The sequence below is a fragment of the uncultured Psychroserpens sp. genome, from assembly GCF_947500255.1.
Lineage (GTDB): Bacteria > Bacteroidota > Bacteroidia > Flavobacteriales > Flavobacteriaceae > Psychroserpens.
Genome location: NZ_CANMRL010000002.1, coordinates 249,274 through 274,271, shown reverse-complemented (window position 1 = coordinate 274,271; position 24,998 = coordinate 249,274). Strand labels below are relative to the sequence as shown.

32 protein-coding genes are annotated in these 24,998 nt (G+C 32.1%); 1 reads left to right on the top strand and 31 read right to left on the bottom strand.

Annotation, left to right across the window (positions count from 1 at the left end; translation table 11 throughout):
• Positions 1–129 precede the first annotated feature (129 nt).
• The 26 genes from Q0783_RS08030 to Q0783_RS07905 all read right to left on the bottom strand — a co-directional run bounded on the left by Q0783_RS08030 (position 130) and on the right by Q0783_RS07905 (position 20,342).
• A complete protein-coding gene (locus Q0783_RS08030) occupies positions 130–774 on the bottom strand; it encodes a hypothetical protein (protein WP_298894386.1) in 645 nt (214 codons plus the stop codon).
• A complete protein-coding gene (locus Q0783_RS08025) occupies positions 771–1,649 on the bottom strand; it encodes a formylglycine-generating enzyme family protein (RefSeq protein ID WP_298758322.1) in 879 nt (292 codons plus the stop codon). The genes Q0783_RS08030 and Q0783_RS08025 overlap by 4 nt, the downstream gene beginning before the upstream one ends.
• 144 nt (positions 1,650–1,793) lie before the next feature.
• Positions 1,794–2,876, bottom strand: a complete 1,083-nt coding sequence (locus Q0783_RS08020) for a glycosyl hydrolase 53 family protein (protein ID WP_298894385.1) — start codon at positions 2,874–2,876, stop codon at positions 1,794–1,796.
• A 150-nt stretch (positions 2,877–3,026) separates the two neighbouring features.
• Positions 3,027–3,344, bottom strand: coding sequence for a hypothetical protein (locus Q0783_RS08015; RefSeq protein WP_298894384.1), 318 nt, complete (start codon positions 3,342–3,344; stop codon positions 3,027–3,029).
• Between the two features lie 74 nt (positions 3,345–3,418).
• Positions 3,419–4,468 (bottom strand): endolytic transglycosylase MltG, encoded by a 1,050-nt coding sequence (gene mltG / locus Q0783_RS08010; RefSeq protein WP_298894383.1) that lies wholly within the window; start codon positions 4,466–4,468, stop codon positions 3,419–3,421.
• A gap of 217 nt (positions 4,469–4,685) precedes the next feature.
• Complete coding sequence (locus Q0783_RS08005; protein ID WP_298894382.1) at positions 4,686–5,528, bottom strand: NmrA family NAD(P)-binding protein; 843 nt, start codon at positions 5,526–5,528, stop codon at positions 4,686–4,688.
• Positions 5,529–5,556: 28 nt separating this feature from the next.
• Positions 5,557–6,060: a DUF1772 domain-containing protein gene (locus Q0783_RS08000; protein ID WP_298894381.1), complete on the bottom strand. Its 504-nt coding sequence runs from the start codon at positions 6,058–6,060 to the stop codon at positions 5,557–5,559.
• A gap of 1 nt (position 6,061) precedes the next feature.
• Positions 6,062–6,466: a DUF5367 family protein gene (locus Q0783_RS07995; protein WP_298894380.1), complete on the bottom strand. Its 405-nt coding sequence runs from the start codon at positions 6,464–6,466 to the stop codon at positions 6,062–6,064.
• A gap of 92 nt (positions 6,467–6,558) precedes the next feature.
• Positions 6,559–7,413, bottom strand: a complete 855-nt coding sequence (locus Q0783_RS07990) for an AraC family transcriptional regulator (protein WP_298894379.1) — start codon at positions 7,411–7,413, stop codon at positions 6,559–6,561.
• Positions 7,414–7,561: 148 nt separating this feature from the next.
• The gene (locus tag Q0783_RS07985) at positions 7,562–8,689 is read right to left on the bottom strand and encodes an alpha/beta hydrolase-fold protein (RefSeq protein WP_298894378.1); all 1,128 of its coding nucleotides are present in this window, start codon (positions 8,687–8,689) and stop codon (positions 7,562–7,564) included.
• A 169-nt stretch (positions 8,690–8,858) separates the two neighbouring features.
• Positions 8,859–9,614, bottom strand: a complete 756-nt coding sequence (locus Q0783_RS07980) for a hypothetical protein (RefSeq protein WP_298894377.1) — start codon at positions 9,612–9,614, stop codon at positions 8,859–8,861.
• A gap of 158 nt (positions 9,615–9,772) precedes the next feature.
• Positions 9,773–10,216 carry a GNAT family N-acetyltransferase gene (locus Q0783_RS07975; RefSeq protein WP_298894376.1) on the bottom strand — a complete coding sequence of 148 codons (444 nt, stop codon included), beginning with the start codon at positions 10,214–10,216 and terminating at the stop codon, positions 9,773–9,775.
• A 124-nt stretch (positions 10,217–10,340) separates the two neighbouring features.
• Complete coding sequence (locus tag Q0783_RS07970; RefSeq protein ID WP_298894375.1) at positions 10,341–10,949, bottom strand: hypothetical protein; 609 nt, start codon at positions 10,947–10,949, stop codon at positions 10,341–10,343.
• A 159-nt stretch (positions 10,950–11,108) separates the two neighbouring features.
• On the bottom strand, positions 11,109–11,498 hold the full coding sequence (locus Q0783_RS07965) for a hypothetical protein (protein WP_298894374.1): 390 nt from the start codon (positions 11,496–11,498) through the stop codon (positions 11,109–11,111).
• A 146-nt stretch (positions 11,499–11,644) separates the two neighbouring features.
• Positions 11,645–11,908 carry a DUF1905 domain-containing protein gene (locus Q0783_RS07960; RefSeq protein ID WP_298894373.1) on the bottom strand — a complete coding sequence of 88 codons (264 nt, stop codon included), beginning with the start codon at positions 11,906–11,908 and terminating at the stop codon, positions 11,645–11,647.
• Positions 11,909–11,970: 62 nt separating this feature from the next.
• Positions 11,971–12,384 carry a VOC family protein gene (locus Q0783_RS07955; RefSeq protein ID WP_298894372.1) on the bottom strand — a complete coding sequence of 138 codons (414 nt, stop codon included), beginning with the start codon at positions 12,382–12,384 and terminating at the stop codon, positions 11,971–11,973.
• 144 nt (positions 12,385–12,528) lie between these two features.
• A complete protein-coding gene (locus Q0783_RS07950) occupies positions 12,529–12,942 on the bottom strand; it encodes a nuclear transport factor 2 family protein (RefSeq protein WP_298894371.1) in 414 nt (137 codons plus the stop codon).
• A 255-nt stretch (positions 12,943–13,197) separates the two neighbouring features.
• The gene (locus tag Q0783_RS07945) at positions 13,198–14,676 is read right to left on the bottom strand and encodes a serine hydrolase domain-containing protein (protein ID WP_298894370.1); all 1,479 of its coding nucleotides are present in this window, start codon (positions 14,674–14,676) and stop codon (positions 13,198–13,200) included.
• A 284-nt stretch (positions 14,677–14,960) separates the two neighbouring features.
• Positions 14,961–15,635: a ZIP family metal transporter gene (locus Q0783_RS07940; protein WP_298894369.1), complete on the bottom strand. Its 675-nt coding sequence runs from the start codon at positions 15,633–15,635 to the stop codon at positions 14,961–14,963.
• Between the two features lie 42 nt (positions 15,636–15,677).
• Positions 15,678–16,067, bottom strand: a complete 390-nt coding sequence (locus tag Q0783_RS07935; RefSeq protein ID WP_298894368.1) for a nuclear transport factor 2 family protein — start codon at positions 16,065–16,067, stop codon at positions 15,678–15,680.
• An 82-nt stretch (positions 16,068–16,149) separates the two neighbouring features.
• A complete protein-coding gene (locus tag Q0783_RS07930; protein WP_298894367.1) occupies positions 16,150–17,229 on the bottom strand; it encodes an alcohol dehydrogenase catalytic domain-containing protein in 1,080 nt (359 codons plus the stop codon).
• A 199-nt stretch (positions 17,230–17,428) separates the two neighbouring features.
• A complete protein-coding gene (locus Q0783_RS07925) occupies positions 17,429–18,004 on the bottom strand; it encodes a Crp/Fnr family transcriptional regulator (protein ID WP_298894366.1) in 576 nt (191 codons plus the stop codon).
• Positions 18,005–18,227: 223 nt separating this feature from the next.
• Positions 18,228–18,650, bottom strand: coding sequence for a VOC family protein (locus Q0783_RS07920; protein ID WP_298894365.1), 423 nt, complete (start codon positions 18,648–18,650; stop codon positions 18,228–18,230).
• Positions 18,651–18,724: 74 nt separating this feature from the next.
• Positions 18,725–19,072 carry a hypothetical protein gene (locus tag Q0783_RS07915; RefSeq protein ID WP_298894364.1) on the bottom strand — a complete coding sequence of 116 codons (348 nt, stop codon included), beginning with the start codon at positions 19,070–19,072 and terminating at the stop codon, positions 18,725–18,727.
• A gap of 91 nt (positions 19,073–19,163) precedes the next feature.
• A complete protein-coding gene (locus Q0783_RS07910) occupies positions 19,164–19,700 on the bottom strand; it encodes a GNAT family N-acetyltransferase (RefSeq protein ID WP_298894363.1) in 537 nt (178 codons plus the stop codon).
• 168 nt (positions 19,701–19,868) lie between these two features.
• Positions 19,869–20,342, bottom strand: a complete 474-nt coding sequence (locus tag Q0783_RS07905) for a hypothetical protein (protein ID WP_298894362.1) — start codon at positions 20,340–20,342, stop codon at positions 19,869–19,871.
• A gap of 253 nt (positions 20,343–20,595) precedes the next feature.
• Between Q0783_RS07905 and Q0783_RS07900 the strand changes: the two genes are divergently transcribed.
• Positions 20,596–21,504, top strand: coding sequence for a phosphatase PAP2 family protein (locus tag Q0783_RS07900; protein WP_366915435.1), 909 nt, complete (start codon positions 20,596–20,598; stop codon positions 21,502–21,504).
• Between the two features lie 273 nt (positions 21,505–21,777).
• Here the strand turns inward: Q0783_RS07900 and Q0783_RS07895 are convergent, their stop codons facing one another.
• The 5 genes from Q0783_RS07895 to Q0783_RS07875 form a co-directional block, all read right to left on the bottom strand.
• Entirely contained in the window at positions 21,778–22,482 is a 705-nt protein-coding gene (locus Q0783_RS07895) for a DUF2971 domain-containing protein (RefSeq protein WP_298894360.1), read from the bottom strand.
• A gap of 154 nt (positions 22,483–22,636) precedes the next feature.
• Positions 22,637–22,924, bottom strand: a complete 288-nt coding sequence (locus tag Q0783_RS07890) for a hypothetical protein (protein ID WP_298894359.1) — start codon at positions 22,922–22,924, stop codon at positions 22,637–22,639.
• A 186-nt stretch (positions 22,925–23,110) separates the two neighbouring features.
• Entirely contained in the window at positions 23,111–23,464 is a 354-nt protein-coding gene (locus Q0783_RS07885; protein ID WP_298894358.1) for a MauE/DoxX family redox-associated membrane protein, read from the bottom strand.
• Positions 23,457–24,437, bottom strand: a complete 981-nt coding sequence (locus tag Q0783_RS07880; protein WP_298894357.1) for a hypothetical protein — start codon at positions 24,435–24,437, stop codon at positions 23,457–23,459. The genes Q0783_RS07885 and Q0783_RS07880 overlap by 8 nt, the downstream gene beginning before the upstream one ends.
• Positions 24,438–24,552: 115 nt before the next feature.
• Entirely contained in the window at positions 24,553–24,897 is a 345-nt protein-coding gene (locus Q0783_RS07875) for a DUF6249 domain-containing protein (protein WP_298894355.1), read from the bottom strand.
• Between the last annotated feature and the right edge of the window lie 101 nt (positions 24,898–24,998).

Genomic DNA, 24,998 nt, shown 5'->3' with positions numbered 1-24,998 from the left:
ATGTTTAGTTGGGCAGACTAGAAGGTAAGTTAGTAAAAGAAAATTAATCAAAGGAGAATCAGTAGAATTTTCCTCATCGTCACAAAACGAGCAATGTGTTATAGGCGTTGTTGTAGCAAGCACTTTATCTTAATGTAATGATTCTATTTCTGCTTGCCAATCTTCAGGTGGTGGAGGTGGAGGTGCAACATCAATCTTTTCATTCAACCATATTTTCAAAACAATACTGTCTGTAATTTTTTCGTATGTATTAATTACTTTTCGTAATGTTTTTGGGAATGTTTCTATTTTACCATTATCATATGAAATGAAAATTAGTAGCTTTTCTGAATTAGCACTCAATGATGGAATTTTTCCATTATTTTCAAAATCTCTTCTCAAAACATTTGCTAAGCTATCTAAGGGATAGAAAAATTGGTCAGATTTATTAATGGTGTCATTATGTATTTGGATTGTATTTTTTTGTTTTATTAAAATACAACCAAAATCTTCCCAACACGGATTTCTAAAATATACAGTTTTAAGTCCCTTATCAGATTTTAAAGTTAGTTTTGGTAAACTGTCATTGCAGACAATCGTTTCTGTTCGTTTAAGTAGGTCTTTCCAGTTATTAAATTCGTTTAACTTTAATTCAACTCCAAGACTATCGTTTTCATTTTTGAAAAGACCATAATCTTTTTTGATTGTTTTTATTGGTTTTTGTTCCGCATTATGGCAACTAAAAATGGTTAAGATTAGCAAAATAAAAGACGATATTTTAATAGTAGTTGTCATTTTCTTATTTCTTTCACTATTCTAAATCCCAAATTAAAGTATCGGCTATTTGGATAATCATAATTTCTCCATGCGGTTCGCATTGCATTTTCTTTATTATGAAATGAACCTCCTCTCATAGATTTTGCATTTTCGTAATTTTTAATATCTTCATTTTTATACGATTTTATGGTGTTTTCGCACCATTCCCATACGTTGCCAGCTAAGTCATAAATACCAGCTTCGTTTGGTGAATAACTTCCAGTTGGAGATGTGAACGCATAATTATCATTAATTGATTTATTGGCCCATGGATATGGTGTGCTAACATCAGCAAAATTTGCATTTTTACTATCGGGTAGATTATTTCCCCAAGGGTATTTTATAGATTCACCTTTATTTCTAGAAATATACTCCCATTCTTGTTCTAATGGAAGTCTATACAATGACTTTGTTTTTTTTGATATCCATTCGCAATAGGCTTTAGCATCATTCCAACTCACACAAGTGACAGGATGTTCCTCACTTTGTTTAAATCCCGGGTTTTTCCAGTTAATGTTTTTCTTTTCCCATTTTCTAACAGAATCGTTAACGTACAAATAACTATATGCCCATTCTTCTGTTTCGGCCTCAGTTTTGTATCCAGTTGCATTAACAAAAAGCATGAAATCTTGAACGGAAATTTCATAACGACTAATCTCAAAATCTTGGATAATAACGTTATGAATAGGCTGGGCAGATACATTTAAAGAATCAAATTCGTCTCCCATATTAAATGCTCCTCCAGTAATTGCAATCATCTGGTTTTTTGAATCAGAAAATGGATCAATTTCTTTTTTGCATGAAAAAAGAGAACAAATTAAAAAGAAGGAAATACCTGTTTTTAGAACATTCATGACTAATGACTTATAATTTGTATGCGCATGGCTAGTAACGAAAAATGTACAAAGGACTTTTCCATGTAATCGAAAGATAAAAAATTGTATTGAATTTCGATTAGGAATTCAGCTGTAATGAGCTATACTTAATATTGATAATGGTTAATTATTTAAAAAATGACTCCAGGTCACTTTTGATAACCTTTCATTTCCACTTTCATCTAACAGACCTGTATCTCTCCATAATTGTCCAACATCCAATAATTCAACAGGAAATGTTTCCCAAAGTGCATCATAATCTCTATGTGCCCACCAAATTATAAACTCGTAATTATGTTCTTGAGCATTTTCAAATAAAGTTTCCAAATATATGTTTTGTTCAATTTCAGTTCCATCAATAGACAAGTTTAAGTTAGGTACAACTAAATGTTCTGCGATATGACTGGTTTCTACAAAAGCAATTGATTTATTGATGTTATCATGCAAAAAATCGAGTACTTCTTGAAATTCATTTCTTGAGTGTAGGTTTTTGAAAAAAGGATAAAAGCTAATTGCTACAAAATCCATTTGATTCATATAATCTAAAATATCATCAATATACTCTGTTGGATTTGGGATATCAGGTTGATATAAGTTATGTAATGATATTGATTCTGAAATATTTAAGCTTGGATATAATTGCTCAATTCTTGACTTCACGTTTTGGATCAATAATTTATACGATTCCCACTTACTTTCAGCTCTCAATCTTAATTCGTTGACTTCAATAGCTATAACTAAATAATCAGGCATTAATTGGCTTACTAAGTAATTAATATGTTTAAAATAGGCATCTTCAATTTCAATATCATTTAGATTAGTATATGAAGGAATTGTGCCATCAAAATCTTCAGCAAGATCATCTCTGTTTAAATTTAATAGGCTGACCGAAAGCAGTAATTCTTTATTGTTTATTCTTTTGTTTGCTCTACCTGTAATTTCATTTGTAAACTCTGTAGGTAAAGTCAAATCGTTTATCCATGCATTCCAAGGAATTTTATTATCAATATGCTCGGTATAGATATCGGCATTGTTTTCGATAAACGAATAGGTAGTATTTACATCCTGAAGATTAGGTCCGAAACTCCAAGTCGTAAATCCCATTTTAAAACTCCTACTTGTTGGAATAGAAGGTGAATCATCTTTAGCACAGCTCAATAAAGAAAAAGAGATAACAAGTAGAATGGTATAAAATTTATTCGGCATATCTGTCTTAATTCTAAATTAGTGGGAATGATCTCAGCTATAAAATTTCCTTGTATTGATTGTGAACTAAGTTAGTAAAAGAAAATGAACCAGTAGGAAACTCCTTAAGATTTTGTAATTAGGTGAGAACTAGTAATAGCATATATGTTTTTAGGTGATGTTTTCTATAACTTCTTTTCTTCCGCTTAAATTAATTCTATGAATTTTTCCTTTCAGTTTCGGATTCCAATTATTTTTAAGAGAATACACAATTGTTTTTCTTACTGTTTCAGGAGTGATTTGTGTGCTATGACTTTGACTAAACCCGATTCCTTTGGGTTCATAATCAAAGCTTACAACAAGTCTTTGTCCATTAGTTTCATCAGATTCAACAATTAGATCTATATGCCCATCGTTACCTGATACAATATAACGGTATTGATGATTGTCAATTACTATTTTTCTACTTCCTTTTTTCGGGATTCCCATAATTAATTTTAAATGATACTTAAGGTGTTCGCCTATAGTTTAGCTTCGATGACTATTTTCTTAGACCATTTTTGTTAGCGGTTGTTATTTTTAACTTTCTTCTCTATACTATCTAACCAGCGATGATACTTTCTAGCATTTCTATTATGTTCGGTTATAGTTTCTGCAAAAACATGATAACCTGGATTATCTGGTTCTACACACATATAATAAAAATTATGCTCTTCCGAATCCAAAACTGCATCAATACTTTTAATAGAAGCCATACTTATTGGTCCCGGAGGAAGCCCTTTGTGTAAATAAGTGTTATATGGAGAATCGAAACGAATATGTTTGTATAAAATTCTTGTCGCTTTGAAGTCTCTTGTAGCAAATTTTGCTGTTGGGTCTGCATCTAATTTCATGCCTACTCTAATTCGATTTAGGTACAATCCGGCTACTCGTTTTTTTTCATCATTTTTTGATATCTCTCGTTCAACAATTGAAGCTAAGGTGTATACTTCATTGGTTGTTAATCCTAATTTTTCAGCCTTTGAAAGTCTATCATTGGAATTCCAAAAACTATTATGTTCTTTAACCATTCTTTCGAAAAAGGCTTTTTCATTAGTATTCCAATAAAATTCATAGGTATTTGGAATGAAGAGACTCATCAGGGTTTCGGTAGTGTATCCAGATTTCTTTATAAAATTTTCGTTATAAAACAGATTAATTAAATCAGTAGAATCTGTTTCGATAAAATGAGATGCTTTGGCAGCAACATCTTCTAATAACCATCCATGATTTAAAACTAAGTTTACGGGTTCTTGTTTTCCAGCTCTAAGATGACTGATTAAAGAACGGTTGCTCCAAGACGGGGTGATTTTGTATCTACCAGCTTTCACTTTGTTACTTTTGAAGTTCATCATTTCTGATACTTCTCGGAATGACACCGTATCTATTATTTGATTATTGACATGGAGAATTTCAACTAAGTCACTAAATGATGAGTTGGTTGGAATAAAAACAATATTATTTTCTAATATATCTGGAACATTAGGCGACATTATTCTTGTGTATTTATAATAAGCAAAAACACCACCTATTATACTAATAACTAGTATTCCCAATATTAACTTTTTTAGCATTTAATTTTGTTTATTTTGCTGTCCTAGTAATAACCACCAGCGTGTTCGTGTATGGTAATTTGTGTTGGCTAGGAACTAAGTTAGTAAAAAGGAACGAAGAGTGTGAAAATTCGGCAAAATTTCCAAGCATATCCAAACTGAGCAATTGTTTATGTATTTTTAAATACAAAATAACCAAGGGTAGTTTTATCTTTATACTACCCTTGGATAATATTGGTTAGATGGATTGCTCAACAATAACGTTCCAAACTCCTGTGGAAGATGTTTTTTCTACATATTCTTTAAAGTTAATAGGTTTTCTGTTGAGTACTTTCTCAATATCATTCGTGATTTCCGAGTTGCTTGGATTTCCAAGTACTTCTGTGAACAAATACTCAATTAGCCAAACAAAATCTTCAGGTAAATTTTCTGCTCTCAAAGCAGCTACATAAGTGTCTATACTTACTCCAGTGAATTGGATGTCTTTTCCACTTGTTTTGGAAATTAGAGAAATAGCTTCCTCGAAGGTTAGTCCTTCAGGTCCAGTAAGCTCATATATCTTACCATTATGTTCGTCTTCTGTCAATGCTTTAACAGCTACTTCAGCAATATCATTAGCATCAACAAATGGAATCTTCATCTCTGCAAATGGTAAGGCAACATGACCTTTTAGTACGCCTTCAACCAAAAAGTTCTCGCTAAAATTCTGATTGAACCAATTAGCCCTTACAATTGTATGATCTAAACCTGAGTGAATCACAACTTGCTCGCATAATTGTGCTTCTCGTTCTCCCTTTCCTGAAAGTAATACGAGCTTTTTTATATGACTTCTTTTGGCAACTTTTACCAGTTCTTCTATCGCTTCCAAGGCTCCAGGTACGGCCAAGTCTGGTTGATAGGTAATGTATACGGCGTTCATTCCTTCAAGAGCAGCTGGCCATCCATCAGGATTATGCCAATCGAATGCAGGATTTGCCGTTCTTGATCCAACTCTTACATTGTGACCTAATTTGTTTAATAAGTTTACAATTCGTTTTCCGGTTTTCCCGGTTCCTCCAATAACTAAAATGTTTTGTTTCATGATTTTTGTTTTTATTGTTTATAATTATTTATGATGATTGATTGGTTAATAAGAGTCCAATTAAGAGCAGTACAAAAGATGTGATAGAACTTATTGTTCTAACTAAATGCCATTGCTTCCATGGGGTCTCAAATTTTTGGCGAAGTACCTTAAGTTCTTCTGTTGTGGCAGATGCTAAATCTGTCTTATCTAGGATTTCGTTTAATGGAATATTTTTGAATACTGTTACAAAAGCTACACCGAGAATAAATAGTGCTGCTGCCACTACGAAGAGCCAGAATGACTTATCTAGATTTTGATATTTAAGATAAATCAGGATCATATTACTGACGAATGGTCCAAAGAAAATGATTATAAATGTTGGGTTAATAATCGCTTTATTCATTTGCTGGAATGCTTGCAAATAACCTATGTCATTTAGTTGTCCTATACCTGGAGTTATGGCATTTGTCCAGGTAAAACATAAACCTGCAGTTAGACCGGTTAATGTTATGGTTATTAATACCAATGATGTTTCTAAATTGAATTCCATTTTAATTAGGCTTTAAAGATTTTGTTTTCGGATACACTATGGTATAGTAGTATAGTATGGTTATTACTAAGATCTCTAGTGCGATAGTCCAGAATCCGAAATCAGTAAAAAAGGAGTAGTGACTTCCGCCATTAGGAATAACGAAAAGCGGGACCGTAATTAACGCATCTAAAAATGCTGCAACAAGTAAGAATATTTGGCCTACAAAATAGCCATGGATTTTACTGCCTTTTTTGTAGTATAGATATGATCCCAACCACACAAGTGGTATAATAACGCTAAACAGGACCATATTAGCTTGTTGATTTGCATCTTCAAAGATTTGAAATTGAAATGATAGCGTATAGAAACTTACTGCTAATATCCAAATTCCTATACCGATTATAATTGCTTTGATAGTTTTCACGTCTTATAATTTTTTGATTACAAGACAAAACTAGCCCAACCTAAAGCAGATTACTTATTCCAAAAGAAGTATGATTTGTTTGAAAAGACGAGCTATTTAATTTGGCTAGGTCTGTATCCAAATTTTTTTGCAAAAGCGTTAGAGAAAGAGCTTAAACTATCATAACCTACATGCCAAGCAGCTTCTTGTACAGTAGCTTGTTTTTTACTAATAAGGCCATGAGCTGTTTTTAGTCTTTCATTCTGAAGATATTTGAACACAGGAAGTCCGAAAACCTCTTTAAATTCTTTTTTAAGTTTGGTAGTATTTAAACCTAGCTCTTTGGAAAGCTCAGTTAATGAAGGCGGATTATCAAGATTATTTGATAAAATCTCTTTAGCCATTTCCAAACGTTTTTTATCTACGGATTTAAATCCTTGCGTATGATTTAATGCCAATTGCCCGAAGAAGTGTGATAACAATGCAGTGATTTGGCTTCTAAAAAACATCATTTTAGTTTTACCCTCGTATTCAATATTGAAAAGACTATCGACGATTTGATGCATTTCAGGAGTCATATAAAAACTTGGGCCTTCAACATAGTGATCTTTAGGATTAACCAATTTATCTAGAAGTTCTGAAAATATTTCGCCTTCTTGATTGGGAAGATTTTGTAAGTTTCTGGTTGCAGTTGCTATAACAATACATTCAAGTGGATTGTCTTGTGAAACAGTATGAATACAATCAACATGTTCATCGGCGAAAAAGGACAGAGCTAAGCCTTTGGTATAATTAAATTCACGTTTTCCATTGGGATAACTCATTTCTAGATCTACATTACCAGAGCCATAAAATGCAATCGCAATAACGGGTTCATCAAATTTACAAGAGTCTTTCATGACTTCCTTGGAAAAGGCAGTCTCAACTAGAATTGTAAAGTCATTGATATCAATAATATCTCGTGTCATTAGAATAAGTCAATTGTTGCCAAGGTGTTTGAATATAGCAAGTTATGTTTGTTAAACTAAGTTAGCAAAAGAAAACGAAACGAATGGAAATTTGTAGAGTTTTACTTGTGCCAGTTCATATTACTCGCACGTTACGATTTAATTTAACTTAATCTTTCCTGCTTTTTGCATCGATAAGCCCCTTTTTCATTTGTTTTTCAAATCTTGAGCTTGGGTATTTAGTGAGTCCTGTGTTAAAATATTTAATAGCGTTTTGGTAGTCTTTATGTTTTAGATAGAATTGTCCAAAACGATTTTGCCAATAGGCAGAGTCATATCTTTTTGTGGTCAACACATCTTTGAATTCGGTCATAAACAGATTAAAATATTCAAAATTATCTCTGTTCCATGCCAACCAAATAAGTCCATTTTTTGTGCTATTGTCTATAGTTCCGTTACCACCAAATCGTTTCGCTCGTTCACTAAAATATGTATTCAAGTAATCCATTCCACCCAATTCGATATACTGTTGTATGCTTTCAAAAGCAAGTGAATTATAGTTATGATAATAAAACTTTAATCCCTTGTATAGTGCCAAGTGCGCCAAACTTTCATGAATTTCATCATTATGCAAATCATATTTCCAAATAAGGTTTTTGGGATTGTGTTCTTTCAAAACCTTATGGAATTCTTCGGTATAACCTATATTATAAATATCCTTTTTTGAGTTAGCCATATATAGATAAGTAGCTTTGGTTGTGTTGAAATCTTTGACTATTTCTTTAGAAGCATATCCACCATTACTTATAATTGCTCCATTGAAAACCTCAGGATGCTTTAAAATCAATTCACTAGCATAATAAGCAGCACCTTCCCAACCAAAAATGATATGCTCTTTATTTGTTTTGTAGTTAGAGTTGATAAAAGGGAGAAGCTCGTCAATCAAAAAATTTGAAAATTTCTCTTTTTCATCTCCAAACCATGTCCATCTTGATGATTCGTTATCTGCAATACCTACGACAATCATTTTAGGGATTTCACGAGGTGTGCGTAAGGCTTCTTGAATGCTAACACCACTTAAGAAGTACTGTTGTCCATCCAATATGTAAAGCACAGGATAGTTTTGCTCGGATTCTGAGTATCCATCTGGTGTGTAGACCTGAATTACTCTTTCTTCATTTAAGTTGGATGATTTAATAATATGATTAATCCCAATAGTAATTTGAGAATTGTTTTCTTGCGCTAGACATATTGTAGTTAGAAAAGAGCAAGTAATAAAAACGTATAGTAGCCTCATGATTTTAGATCCTGTATCAATGTTTTGCAACGTTGTTCTGTATGGTTACGTTGGCTTGGAACTAAGTTAGCAAAAGAAAACGAACCAGAGGAAAATTTGTAGAGTTTTGCTTGCGCTATTTCGCGGTGCTTGTGTCCAAGAACACACAGAAATAATTAATTTTATACCACTATTTTATAGCTCTAATGAGATTTTCTTTAGCCAATTTTAAAATTTCGTGTAATTCTTTTAAAGTAATCTCTTCTGCGTTATTAAAGTCTACTAAAACATGATCATATTTTTTAGGATACTTTTCTTGGATTGCATCTCGAATAAACTTCACAGCAGGTCGCAAGTGACGATATTCTCCATCAATTTCGATTGAGGATTTATATATTGCGCAGAATAAACTATTAGTGTTCGAATCATTGCATATTCGATTGTCGTTTTTATTCCAAGTATCATTAGAATTAAGTAGTTTGATAGTGTTCTCAATTATTTTAACCTCAATTTGACTTGGTTTAAACCAGTTCCCTTGTAATTGGGCATCTTGAAAATTAAATTCTTTTATAACCATTGGAAGTATTTTAGTGCCATCCTCAAAATTACCAGCATAGTACCCATCTGTGTATTGAATTAAAGTTGCAATTCTATTAGGTTTATTTGGCCATGAAACTTCAACAAATCGTTGAATAGTATCATTTTTTATTATCGTAAATTCCATCGCAGGTTTTCCATAAGGAGCAAGAATTATGCTGGTCAAAGCTCTACCATTTTTAATGATGTTATACCTTCCTTGATGTACTTTTCCGCTGTCATCTGTATAAGTTCCGAACCAAAGTTCTTCTTTTTGTGCGAAAACATTACTTGATAAAAAAATAAAAAATAATAGAAGAAATAGATTTGAGTAAGAATTCGATTTGATTTTTTTGATTGAAGAATTCATGTCTTTATATTTAATAGGTTGATTAAATATAAGAGTATTTTAAAACCAAATTGTTACACTTTAAAAGAGGAAGAGACATTTCTCTTAGATGTTTGCCTATGACCAGCTACGTGTTTTGAGTAATAAATTTTATACATTATTGTGCGTCTGTTTTGTATTTATAAATTCTTTGCAAGACACAAACTATCTGGAATATCCTTTAGTATTCCGTATTTCTCTATAAAAATATAATTGTTTCTTTGATAAAGTTTACCAGCTTCAGGTTGTTTTGATCCCATAAATAGTATACATCTTGAATACCCTAATTCTTTAGACCAGTTTTCTAATTCAGATAAAATCTTCTCTCCAATTCTTTGACCCCTTGTTTCTGGTGAGACATACATTCGTTTAATCTCCATAGAATCGAAATTGTACTCAGAGATTGAGCCACAACCAATTGCTTTATCATCTTTCAATGCTAAAACAACATGATTTAAATTTGAGATGTCATTAAATTGAGATAAAGGATGAGCCTTACCATCTCTTCCCGCAAGATCTGAATTTAGTAATTGTACTAGTCTTTTGAATTCTGAATTTTGAGAATTTGTTCTTATTATTTTCATTATGCTTTAGAGTGAGTTAAATAATGTACAACGTGTTCCTGTACAGTTTACCTAGCAAGTTCGTTAAGTTCGTGTTCGAGTAGGCACTAATCAAGCAATTAATGAAAAACATTGTTAGACACTTTTAATGATTAGATAATACAGCATAACAATAAGAGTCATGTTCACCAACTAAAAAGTAGAATTCATTATTCGTATTGATCTTTTCAAACGCATTTTGTTTGTGCAGATTAAAGAAAACTTCATGAATAGCGATAAGTCCTTTTAATCTATAACAATGTGCTAATTTGTAATCATCTATTGATTCATTATTGATAATTTCAACATATGGATTAAAAAAATCAAGAGTAATCCCTTCTTCTTGCTCTAGTCCATCGGCAAAGTCATAACTAAATCCCATATCTACATCGACATGATTCACATCTCTTTCTTCCCAATCAATTATTCCATATGAGATGGCTTCCAAATTCAACTCATTTGGTATATAGTATTCAAATAAAATGGCATCTAATTTTTGCTCTGGATTTATTCCATTTTCTACATTTGTCCATACCGAAGTTAGATTTGTCTTTATCTCTTTTTCTAAATTAGCTTTATAGGAATCAAAATCATAACTCATTAAGTTATCATACCCACTTTGCAAGCTTTCATGAAGCGGTGAGGATTTAAATTCTAAGATTGCTTTATCCAGTTCAATTCTGAGTTGAGTTTTTATATCATTATTTGATAACATTGTTGATTGGTTTAATTGTGTCTAATGGTTTCGTATATAGTTAGTTGCGAGAAAAGACGCGAATCATTTTCTACAATAGCCTAAAGTTAATTAATTAGAATGAATTTCCAACGAGGACTTATAGCCGCAATGCGCTATATGTTACGGTGTATTGTATTTTTATTTGTTGTATTTATAATATTCGGTTTCTTTTCCGTTGGTTACCAAAATCAGTTTATTAGAATTCAAGTACTTCAATTCCGAAATCCAATTTTCATAAGGATAAGTGAATTTAATTTTAAATCCTTGATCGTATTTAATAATTTCTACAAAAGGTTGGATTTCAAGTTCAATTAATTCATCACCATTTTCAGCAATTTCTATTTCCGATACATGACCTTTTCCATTTTCAAACCAATATTCATAAACCATGTTTGATTCAGTATTTCTTTCTTTCCACTTTCCGCTTAAATATGATTTTACTTCCTTTTCCGATTGGCAACATTTTAAGTGTTGCCCGAATAAAGTCATAGGTAAAAAGGTCAATATTAGAATCAGTATTTTTTTCATTTTCAGCGTTTAGTGAATAGTGTACACAAGGTATTTGTATATGATTTTGTTACCTTGGTTAGGAGGTAAGTTAGCAAAAGAAAACGAATTAGAAGGGAGTTTGTAGGATTTAGGTTTCACATCGTAAGTATGACCATCTAATACTATTAGACTAATATACTAATGGAAAGTAAATCATTTTCTTGAAGAGATAGTTTTTTTCTTATTTCTGATTTCACAGGAAGAATATAGTTTTTAGCTTTAGTATCGTACCAAATTGAAGTATTCCAATTCAAATCTTTTATAACTGCTGTTGCTTTCATGCGTCCCCATCCTTCTTCTTGCCATTGTAAATTACTTCTGATTTCCTTGGAAAAATGATCAGGAACGGTAATAAAGTACCAGCCATTATCGGAATTGTCTCTCCACAATTTTCCTGAAAATTGATATTTTATTTTACTTTCCAATATACGTGTTAGCTTTTCTATTTGTATTAATTCCAAGGATTATATGAACCAAAACTCCAAATATGGCCTTCAATATCCTTACATGTATAGCCACGTCCACCATACTCTTCATCCTTAATTTCTATGAGTGTTTTTGCGCCTTTGGCAACAGCATTTTTGTAGTGATCATCGATTTTTTCAACAATTATATAAGGCGCTTGGGTGTTTATTCCGTTCAAACTATTAGGTGTTTTTATCAATTTCCCGTAATCGTTATTGTTTTCGGAACTTAACATAATCATCGAATTACCATATGTTAGTTGAGCATGTATAATTGTATTTTCTTCTCCTTCGACTACAAGGTGCTTTTCAAATCCGAATGATTCACATATCCATTCGATAGCTGCTTTTGCATTTTTATATTGTATTACAGGAATAATACATGCTTTATGTGTTGTCATGATTTATGGATTATTTGTCTCTAAGGTAATAAAAAGGAACAAACCATAAGGGAAATCTGCTGGATATTACTTGCGCCAGTTCGCTATGCTCGTGTTCGAGTGCAAGCTGTGCAAAAATTAGTTGTAGCTGTTGTCGTATATAGCTTATTTTAATTTTCGGTCACTTTCTGTTATGGCCAAATCATTGATGCTAGCAAATCTCTTTTTCATTAGCCCATTTTCATCAAATTCCCAATTTTCATTTCCATAGGCTCTAAACCAATCTCCTTCATTTGTCTGATATTCATATTCAAATCTAACAGCAATTCGATTGTCTGTATGAGCCCAATATTCTTTTTTAAGTTTATAGCTAAGTTCATTTTCCCATTTCCGAGTTAAAAACTCGATAATTTCTTTCCTTCCGTTAATAAACATGTTTCTATTTCTCCATTCACTGTCTGCGGAATATGCTTTGGATATATTTTCAGGATTTTTAGAGTTCCAAGCATCTTCTGCTTTTTGTATTTTTTCAATTGCACTTTCTTTATTAAATGGTGGAAGAGGAAATTTTTGCTCCATAACGTTACTATTTTAAATTATTAATTGATTTTTTAGTCGTCAAATAGTTTGTGAATTTACACACAACATGTTCGTGTATGGTTTACCTTGGGTGATTGTTTTTCCTAGGTCATTTTTGTTAGTGTCATTTTTTATTAATGCCAAACAAAAATCACTAGCTTTAATAGATGTTGCATTGATGAGAACTAGGTTAGCAAATAGAAAACGAACCTAAAGGAAGTCCGTAGGGTTTACTATACACGTTGATATAAGCAGTTACTTGTTCTCGTTTAACCAGTTTTGCGCTTCATTAGTATACCAGTTTCTAGAAAAGTTCTTGGCCTTTAGAATAATTTCAAAATGATGTTTAGCTTTTTGTTTATTTCCTTTTCTGTCATAGTATGTTCCCATATATGAATTCACATATGGATTTTCTGGTTCTTCTTTCAACAACTTTTCTCCAATATTTACTATCTGAATGTCAAAATTATTGAATTCGCCAAGCTCCATGTAAAATGCTACATCTTTTAAGAATGAAAGATTATGCAGTAGGTTTAAATCAGCATATTCTAAATACTCAGGGTATTTGGTGAAAACTGTATTTAATAGTTCTGCGCTTGAATGTAATTTTTCAGGATCAAACCGAGCCATATATGATTCTGCTAATGCTTGAGCTAATAGCTTTTTCCTGTAAAAGTCTTTATTTGAAAAGCTATTCATATATCTAGAGTCTTGCTTTTCAAACAACTGCATTTTGTCAAGTTTGAAGATATAATTTTTTAAGAAACTCATAGCAAAGAGGGAAGAAGTAACATCTCCATAAATTAGTCTAGCTGGATCACTCAAAAGATTATTATTAGCAAGTAGTGTTAAAGATATATTCTCAGAAGGTATTTTCAATAATAGACTAGAGTAACAGTCATATTGACCATAAGCCCAAACGATGTTTAGATTTTCAAATTGTTGATTGAAAACTCCATATCCATATGGTAAATTAGAATTAAATGACGAAAACATCAAGTCTTTGGATTTTTTTGATATGAGTAAATCATTGTCCAAAGCTCTATTAAAAATTGCTAAATCTTCTAGATTAGAGACAATTCCTGCTGAAGTAGAATATCCAAAATCTATAAACCCATTTTCAATGCCATTATCTAGAATATATGGTTTTGCAATTTTTCGCTTTTCTTTGACCACTTGAGTAGAATCTCTCAGTAAAAAGGTATTACTAAGCTTCAAAGGAATTAAAATTTCTTCGTCTAATACATATTTAAAAGACTTACCTGAAGCCTGTTCAATTACATTTGTTAATAGTCCAAATCTTGAACTGTAATAGAAATTCTTTCCAACATTTCCTTGTGAGGTATGGGATAAAACATGTTTTATTAGAATTGAATCTCCTAGTATAGGTTTTGGTAAGAACGTATTAATTGGTTCTTCAAGAGAGAGTTTTTCTTGTTCAACAAGTTTCATAATCAGAACACCAGAAAATACTTTTGTTATAGAAGCAATTGGAAAAAGAGTTGTAGAATCTAAGGTGTTTGACTTTTCTAAGTCAGATTTTCCTAAATAATTTCGATAAATAGTCTCACCATTTTTTTCAATTGAAATAGCCAGTCCAGGAATTTGAAAAAATTCCTTTAATTCCAAAAGTTCTAAAGTGAATTTTTCTGATTGTTTATTTTGAGTCTCTTCCTTTTTATAACAACTTGAAATTAATAAGAAAAGAATGATAAATTTCAATGTTAATTTCATTTGTTACTTGGGTTCTTATAATTGTTCGTAACGTGTTCGCGTATGGTTTGTAGTGTTGAAGCAGTAAGTTAGCAAAAAAGAATGAAGAGCGCGGAAATTCGGCATAATTTCCCGAACCATCTTTAAATACTATTAATTATACACGTTGTTGTTGATAGTTTTTATTTTAAGTAGCATTTTTTCGAAAAATGATTCTTTTGTTTCTCTTACTTTCAACAACTATTTGATTTAACCCTTTTTATCATTAGTATCAATAATTACCTTGATTATTCTATTAAGAACTTTTAGATCAAATTAGCAATGAATACACCGAAACATATCACTACCAGCTTGGATAAATTAAACTTATGATCTTCACCAGTTTCAAATAAAATAGTTGTAGAGATATGTAAAAATATACCAATTACTATGGCATTAGCATAATCTGTATATTCAGTTACTAAGGTCATGTTATTAGATATATAGGTGCCTAAAGGTGTCATTAGCGCAAATACAACTAAGAAACCAATAATTTGTATTTTGCTATAGTTAGATTGTAATAAAAAAATAGTTATTAATGTTGCTATCGGGATTTTATGAATTAATACACCATATACCATATCGTTGTGATGATGAATTGGAAATCCTTCTAAAAAGCTATGAATACAAAGGCTTGTAAATAGTACCCAGGGAAATTTTTTATCTTCTTTATGTGTATGTTCATGACCATGTTCTACTCCTTGTGATAAAAACTCTAAAATAATTTGCAATAAGATACCGCACATTATAAAGAATCCAGTTTGTTTGGCTTCTAAATGATGATAAACTTCTGGCAATAAATCAAAAAGTGTTAATGCTAATAGAAATGCGCCACTGAATGATAATAAGAGTTTAGTGCCTATTGACTTTTGTTTTTTAGTTACAAAAGCAATAACAACGCCTATAACAATGGCAAAAACTGGAAGTAAATACGTATTCATAATTATATCTGCAAAAATTACCTGGGTCTATTCTGTTTTTTTCTATTTATTATTACCCTTCGTTCTAGTAGAATACGTTTTACTAACAATTTTCCACTTACCGTCGATTTTTAGCAGATGCATAAAATCAATGTAAGAGAAGGTGTCATATTCTAGTTCTAACTGAGCGTTGGTTGCATCTCCAGCTATATTTATAGCCATAATATAGGTTTTTGTTTCTACGGTATCATTTGAGTTAACATACTCGCTTAATGCTTCAATCGCATTTACTTCCTCATATTTTTTGTCTATCCATTTCATAGTAGCACTGGGATGGAATGCTTTTTCAAAAGACTTTGCATTGTGCGTAGTCATTCCATCGAAGTAATAATTAATCGTTTCTTCAATAAATTGTAGGTCGTTATTTTGTGCTTGTGCTTGTACTTGTGTCATTATAATTGTGTTTAAGATGAATATGAAATATATTTTTTTCATGATAAATTATTTATTTAAAATTTTTGATTCGGAATTAGTATTACGGACGTAAAGCCACTTTAAGCGTACCTGATGTACGATCACGCATCAACGCATACCCTTTTTCTGCCTCTGATAATGGTAATATATCAGTAAAGATTTTACTTGGATCAATAACTCCTCTTTCTACAATAGGAAGTAGTTTATTCATATAAGCAGCTACATTTACAACACCAGTATGAATAGTAATATTTCTAAATAAAGCTGATGAATAAGGTTGTTCTACAGGCTCATAAAGATGACCAAACCCTAGAACACTTATTGATGCTCCAGCTTGAGTCATTTTCATACCTTGTTCAATAGCTGTTTTATTACCAACTGAGTCAATAACAGAATTTGCACCTCGACCTTCGGTAAGAGATTTTACAAATTCAACTGCATCTTCATTTTTGGAATTCACAACATGTGTTGCTCCTATAGTTTTAGCTAATTCTAATCGACTATCGTGACGCCCTACCAAAATAATAGTAGATGGACCAAATAATGTAGCAGCCATTACAGCACTTAAACCTACTGCACCATCTCCAATAACAACAACAGTTTCTCCTGTTTTAATATTCGCATTTAATGCGCCATGGTAACCGGTAGCAAAATTATCTCCTAATGGAAGAACTTTTGTGTCATGTTCATTTCCAGTTAAACCTTCAGGAAGTTTAAATAACGAAGAATTACCGTAAGGAACACGTATGTACTCTGCTTGGCCTCCTTGGATATCATCACCTCCATGTTGTGCAAAAAGTGGGGTTCCAAAAAGTCCTCCATGATCACATGCCGAAGGTAAATCTCGCTTACAATAATAGCAATCACCGTCGACAAACATGGCGGAAGCTACAACACGATCTCCAACTTTTAGAGTATGTATTCTTTCACCTACTTGGTCTACTACACCAACAAACTCATGGCCGATTCGCATTCCTTCAAATAAACCCATTTCTGGTCCATTTTGGGTAAATTCTAGATCTGCACCGCAAACACCTGCAAGTGTAATACGTACAATGACATCATCATCTTTTAATAATCGTGGTTTTGGTATATCTACGACTTCAATTTTTGCTCGTTCTTTATATACTACTGCTTTCATAATAAATTATTTACTTTTTTTGTTTTAAAAAGAATACAGCCTAGTTTTAATGAGCTATTGTCAAATAAAACTTAAACTAGTATTTGTCAATTATTGACATGACAAAGTTGCCCCATAATTGAATAATTATATATGATATATATTAAGAAAAAGGCTTGACCTTTATCAAGGAGAAAAATTGATTTATATCAATTTTTAATTATGACCGCGAGCGAAATCTACTTATTGATTCTGGAGAAATACCTAAGTATGATGCTAAGACGTACTGTGGAACTCTGTTTGCTATTTGTGGGTATTTATTAACATATTCCCAATATCGCTCTTCTGAGGTTTTGCTAATATTAGAAATGGTTCTTTTATAAGAATGAGCCATGGACCTTTCAGTAAATAATCTAAAATATTGAGATAAAGAATGTATTTTACTACAAAGTTCTTCGACATCTTCATATTTCATTTGTAGGATTAAAGAATCCTCAAGTGCTTCGGCATAATATTCTGCAGGAGTTCTATTTAAATAACTGTAAAAGTCTGTGAAAAACCAATCTTCTATTGCAATAATTATAGTATGTTCTTTTCCTAAGTCATCTAAATAGTAAACTCTAACAGCACCTTCTACAATATAGTTTCGATATTCAGAAACAAACCCAGGTTGAACAATAAATTGTCTTTTCTTTACTCTAGTGGTTTTTAATATTGAAATAAACTCTTTTATTTCACTGTCTGATAATTCAACATATCTGGATATGTGATCCAATATTCCCTTGTATATAGTCATCGATTTATATTGTTTTTGCCAACACTAATAGTTTTTAATAATTAGATGATTCTCCATCATTGTTCATGTTTTTAAATTACCTACAACATGTTTGTGTATGATTTCGTTGCGTAAAAGTACACGCTTTATTTTCCGCAATAACAATATAGTGAAAAGCACACAAAGATGCTGTCTTAAACAGCTACAGCAATTAATTATACAAGTTGTTGCGCCAGTTTAAGACTCAATTCATTCTTTTAACAATAGGATGATCAGAATTCAATTCCAATAAGTCCCATAAGTTTCCATACAAATCTTTAAATACAGCAACCGTTCCATAATCTGCCTTTTTTGGCGCTCTTACGAAATCAATTCCTTTTGCGGTCATTTCATTATAATCTCTCCAAAAATTATCTGTATTTAGGAATAGAAAGACTCTTCCACCAGCTTGGTTTCCAATAAAATTTTCTTGTTCTTTTTTTGAAGCTCTTGCCAGTAAAATTGTTGTTCCAGTAGAATTTGGAGGCGATATTACAACCCATCTTTTATCCTGTTCAGGTTGATAGGTGTCTTCAATCAAATCAAAATTTAGCTTTTCAGTATAAAATTCAATTGCCTCATCATAATCTTTAACAACTAAAGCTATATGAATTATTGATTGTTTCATTCTGTCAGTGCGTTTTTCAAATTGGCTACAACGTGTTCGTGTATGGTTTTAATTTTAAAGTCAGAATAATTTGATCATTGTTTGACTATAGTAGTCACTGAGAATTTATTTTTTGATAAAGTTGTGTCAATTTCAAAACTTACATTATCAATGGAAAAATCTGGGTTTTTATTTTTACGTATCAATTTCACAATCCGTTTTCTCTCTTTAATAAAAGTTGATTCATTTATTGATTGTCCCTTTTTAAATTTCGTTTTATCCATATGAGAGTACAATAAATCTTTAATGCTACTATCCTTGACATTATATTCAATCGTGTCTAATTTATAATCATTTTCGTAAGCAGTTGCTTGTTTAGAAGAGCTACAATTAATGAAGCAAGTAATGGTCAATAGTGCGAAAATTAATTTAAGAGTTTTCATGTATTTTGTTTTTGATTTATTTCTTATTAAAAGCCAAATCAATGATTTGGTAGGTGTTTGTATATTACTATATACAGTGTTGTAAGGCGTTTTACTTATTAGCTATTTTTGAGTAAATATCTAAACTAATAAACTCTCCATTTTTAACTTCACAGTCTTGCATGGTTCCTTCCAAATTGAATTTCAGTTTTGCAAGAGCTTTTTTACAATTCACGTTTTCTGTTTCTACAAATCCTTCAATTCTATGTAGTCCAATACTATCAAATGCGTAATTAAAGATAAGTGGCATTGTTTCGGTCATAAATCCTTTTCCCCAATTTTCTGGCAACAGCCAAAAACCAATTTCCGCCTTTTTATTTTCTTTACTCAAATCGTTTAATCCTCCCGCTCCAAGAAATCTCCCATCATCTTTTGAACAAATAGCCCACCAAATTCCATTTTCATTTTTTTCGAGGTCAGCAAACCAAATCATTTGTTCTTTCGTTGCTTCTAAACTATCGAAACTAATTCCATAATATTTTATAATATCAGGGTGGGAAAGTCCTTTAAAAACATTTTCTAAATCAGAATCAACAAATTGTCTTAAGATGACTCTTTCAGATTCTAGAATTGGAAATTTTGTGTTCATTTTTTGTTCGGTTTCTAATAATTTACAACGTGTTCGTGTAAGGTTTCGTTGCGTATGCTAGGACTAAGTTAGCAAAAGAAAACGAACCAGAGGAAAATCCGTAGGGTTTTACTCTAGGAACAGTGGCACTTCTCTTAAGTGTAATCGCGCGCCATTTTTTACAGTATGTTATGCGTATTTCTTTTCAAAATCAATGATTAACGTATTCAAATTATCAATCACTTCGTCATCTCTATCTTTAAGCTGACATAAAATATTGATTTGATCCATAATCATATGGTATTCGTTTTCATTTTTGAGTTTCCCACGTTCAATTATTTTATTCAATTTTCGGTTGTAGCGCTCTCGCATACCCAATTTTATGCCTATTTTCTCAAATACATATTGTTCGAGCATTATATTTTCTGATGCTTCCTTTTCAATTCCATTATAGATTGACTGCAATTTTTTGAGCTTTCCTTCGGAGTGATATTTTTCAGAATCAACTCTATAGCTTTTAAACATGGGAAGCATTACATCTAATTGAACACTTCTCAATTTTTCGTCTGGATTTAAATTATTTAGTGTAAACTCAACATAATAATCAGATATTGCGCAATTCACACGCAACAAATCATCAATATTTTCTAGAAAGTTCTTCATATGACTCACAACGTGTTCGTGTATGGTTTGTTGCGTCTGCACTAAGTTAGTAAATAAACAGGAACCCATTGTTCAGAAGCGACAGAAATTCCAATAGGAATTTAAGAGCAATGAGCTATACGCGTTGTTGAGACACGTTTTGTTTTCTGTTTTTAAAAATGCTAAATTAGATAATTAATTTTTATATCAAATGTTTCAAGTAGATCCAATCATCTGGCTCCAATCTTTTGAGTCACCCTTTTTAACTTGGTTTATGTCAACAGTTTCTTTACTTGGATATTCTATGGTATATGGCATATTAATATCAGTAATAACATTTGGAATAAATTTACGGAAAGGCCTAGCGATTTTCATGATTTTAGCCATTGGAGGAATAATGACTGATGGTCTAAAAAGAGGATTAAAATTACCACGTCCAAGTGATATAGATGTTCGTGTTATAGAACCAGGACAACAGCCCTCTGGACGTTTAGTAGATTTTGGTGGAGCCAATAGTTTTTGGTCTTTACCTACTAAAGAGGCTATTGTAGCTGTTAAAAATCAAACTAATTGGAGTTATGGGTTACCTTCGGGACATGTTAGTGCAGCTACAGCTTTTTTACTAGGACTTTTATTTTTCTATCGTAAAAAAGGATTACTTATATTTTCGGTTTGTTGGGTTATTCTTATGGCATTATCGAGAATGTACTTAGGTAGGCATTTTATTGCAGATGTTATTGGTGGAGTACTTGTAGGTGGACTAGCTGTTTTAATTGCTGTATTTCTCTTTAAATCATTAGAAATTAATAGCTATAAAAAGTTAAAACCACCTGCTTTTTCACGAATATCATATTTTGTAATTCCACTAGTTTTATTAACTCCATTTATTGGACTTTTAGATGCGGATAATATAGGACGACTTTTGGGACTAATTGTGGCTTATTTCATAATTAATCAGATTGGACAAAATTCGGATTCCGGAAAAACTTGGTTACGTGTCGCACGTATTTTTATTGCTGTTATACTATCTTTAGTGATGTATCTAATATTAAACTACATAATAAAAGCCATTAATTGGGAAGATACACAAATGGCAGATTTAGTAACTACATTTTTACAAACAGGTCCTCCTTTTTTAGTTTCATTTGTTATATTGAGGAAATTGAATTTTTATAGTAATTGATACTTGAAAATTCAAATGTGTTACAACTTGTTTGTGTATGGTTTACCTTCGGTGATTATTTTCCCTAGTTCGTTTTTGTGAACGTCATTTTCCTAAAATGCCGAACAAAAATCTACTAGCTTTAATAGTTGTTGCGTTGGCTAGGTCTAAATTAGTAAAAGAAAACGAACTAGAGGAAAATCCGTAGGATTTTGCTTGCGCCAGTTCGCTTCGCTCGTGTCCGAGTACACACAGACCAAGCAATTGACTATACACGTTGTTGTAAGCAGTTTTTTAATTTACTTCTTCTCTTTGCATAACTCGCATTCCTTTCTCAATATTAATTTTGTAAAACTTTATATTTAGGTTAGATTCTTTGACTATTTTTTTTATTGTCAACAACTCATTCATTTTCAACTTGTCTGTATATATAATTTCTGACAACGCATTCATTATGCCATGACGAGCACCTTGCTTTTTATCTCCAGGACCATAAGATTTTAATAAACCAAATCTCCATTCATCTTCGTATGTCCAATGCTCTGTTTTTATAGTTAATGGTTCTTTTAGAGATTTAAAAGTTTGTGGAATGTTTGTTTCATAATTCATCGGTTCCAAGAAAGCTCCTTTAATAGCATAAGCAGGATCATGTGCATTAGCATTAACATGATTTACGTGCTTAATAAGCTCTTTTTTTTCATATCCGAAACAAAGTCCTGAATAATTGTTTGCATAGTGTGCCCACATTGTTGGATTGTCCCATTTCGTTGTCAAACAAATTACACTCCAAATCCGATCTAACGATAAGATATGATCTTTCATTTGGTATTTGTCATTGTGTTTTAATGCATATCCAAGGCCATCAAATGGATCATTAAGTCCTTCAGCTTTTGAAAACCACAACATTCCTGTAATTTCTATCAAAGTGTTAGCCCACGAATTTCCTAATGGACGATATCTATATAGTTTATCTGGGTTTTTTATTCTTTTTTGCTCCATTCTCAAATTACTGCCAACGTGTACGTGTATGGTTAGTTGCGGGAAATCGGTTACGATTTTCCGATGAGTACACAAGTTAATTAATTCCGAGGAATTTCCGCTGAGGAAATTCAGAAGTAATTAATTATACACGTTGTTGTGTGTAGTTTTTATTTTAGTTCAGTTTTAGCATTGTTTTCCGAATTTGTCTAACTCGTCCATTTTTTATTCCCATTCGAGTAAGTAGATCAACATATTCAGTAAATTGCTTGTTGAATTTTTTGTGTTCAGACGGATTTTCAATATGAATTTCCCAAAGAGCACCAGCACTTCCGAATAATTCATTACTAATCACTAGTTTTTTAAATTCAATTTCATTTTTATTGTCTGCGGAAAGTCGAATTTGAGATAAATAATCAACATAGAATCCGTGTCCATTGTCAATTAATGTTTGTCCGAGCAAGTCCTATTTTTGGGACAGTTCCGAAACGTTTTCATCAGAGAAGTTAATCGTTGTTTTTTTTAGAAAATCAAATATTCCCATAAATTATCTTTCCATTTCTGTTTTCTCAAATTACACACAACTGGTTATATGAAAATAAATATACGCGTTTTTAGGTTCTATGTTCCCGACAACCGTTAACTGATTTCACAAATACCACCAAGCCCAATACATCAATCCAAATTGCAATGGCAATCGCAATACCAATACCCATTTTGGGAATCCTGCTGCAGCTTTATCACTAGAGAGCATATAAAAATGGACGAGTAAAAAGACCACGAGCATAGCAATGATACCATAAATAGCGAAAGTTTTCAATACAGGAATGCACAAGCCAATACCAAGCGCGATTTCTGCAAGACCACTTAGATATACCAATTGCTTGTGGTTTGGTAAATAACGCGGCATGATACGCATATATAGCTTTGGTTTTACAAAATGCATAATGCCAGCAACACTATACATGCCAGCCATAAGATAGAGATGCCAAGGGCTATTCATCTTTATAGGCATTGTAGTTAATACCAACACCATAATTATTGAGATTGGTACGTAATAAACTAGACTCGATACCATTCCCTTTTTTAAATTGTACCCAATTGTTTCCGCTTATAAACACACGTCTAATAAAGGTGTTATGCGTATCAATTTGGTCTGTAAATGGAAGTAGTGGCCTAAAGTTAGTTGGTATTTTAACGGTTCCGTTTTTTCCTTTTATTTCTTTGTACTTTTTGTTTGGCAGAAGTTTTCCGTTTTGATCAGTATAACCTAGTACTTGTATAGAGACAAAGAAGCCATTATCTGGCATAAACAGGTTGTGCTCTGAAACATCAAGTTCAAATTCATCGCCATTTTTTTCGGTTGCTCTAAATACAATATTGGTATAGGTCATCACCTCACCTGGAAAGCCATTATCGTTTTTATAGAATTTCACTTTAAATAGTGTCGAGAACTTCCGTTTATCTGCATTGGCACGTTTGCGTTTTTTCCAATCTCGCGATTCTAGCGTAATAGGAAATAGGACAGACGTGATTTTCTTAAGCTTCTCATTTCCGTTAGGAAAAAACACGGCGATCTCACTTTCTATAGTTGGCAACCAACATTTGTAATAGTCGTCATCGAGATAGGGCTTTATGGTCTCCTTTTTAAATTTCCTGCTAATTTTTGCATTTACAACCACTTCATCCAATTTATCAGCTTCTATCTGCATCGTAATAGTCTGAGGTAAATCTTTAGTCGCTAATGATAAATCTTTATAGCCTAAAGCCGAAATGTACAGCGAATCAACATCTGGATAGAGTTTCTTAGTGAAAATAAACATGCCATCATCATCGGCAAATAAACCTTGCCCATTTCCAAAGGATACGGTCGCATAGGACACAGGGTATTTGGTTTCCTCATCGATAATCTTGGTTTGCGAATGACTAGAAAAAACAATAGCGAAAAGCAGTAGGTTGCATAATACGTATTTCATATGTTTTATGTGTAGAATTGAGTTCATTATGGCTAAATATACACATTAAGTCGATGCAAATAAAAAAAACCACTGCGCATTAACAGTGGTTTAAGATTGATTGGTTAGATGTTATTTATTCTTTATCTAAATTTTTGGTCATTGTAAATCCTACAAATAGTCCTACACCTGCCATTAGGAAAATAGTACCTGGGAATGCTACTTCTTCTTCAACACCTAGATTATAATGTAGAAGAGACGCAATAAAAATACCGATACCAATGCCCATGAGCAATAATGCAAGGTTAAGAATGAGTACTTTCCAAATTGGAGCGGTGTGTCGTTTACCTTTCATAAATATTGTTGCATCTGCACCTTTTTCGATAAGTGCTAAACGCTCTTTGTTTCTAGTAGATAGGTATAGGTAAGCAACACCAAATAATGCTATAAATAAAGAGATTGGGATTAAAATGGCTTCCATAGTGTTTCGTTTTTAATTGATTAATTTTAAATGTTCTGAGCTTATGACGATAGGTTTCGAATTTAGGTTACACATTTTTTTAATTTTTTTTTCTTCGGAAA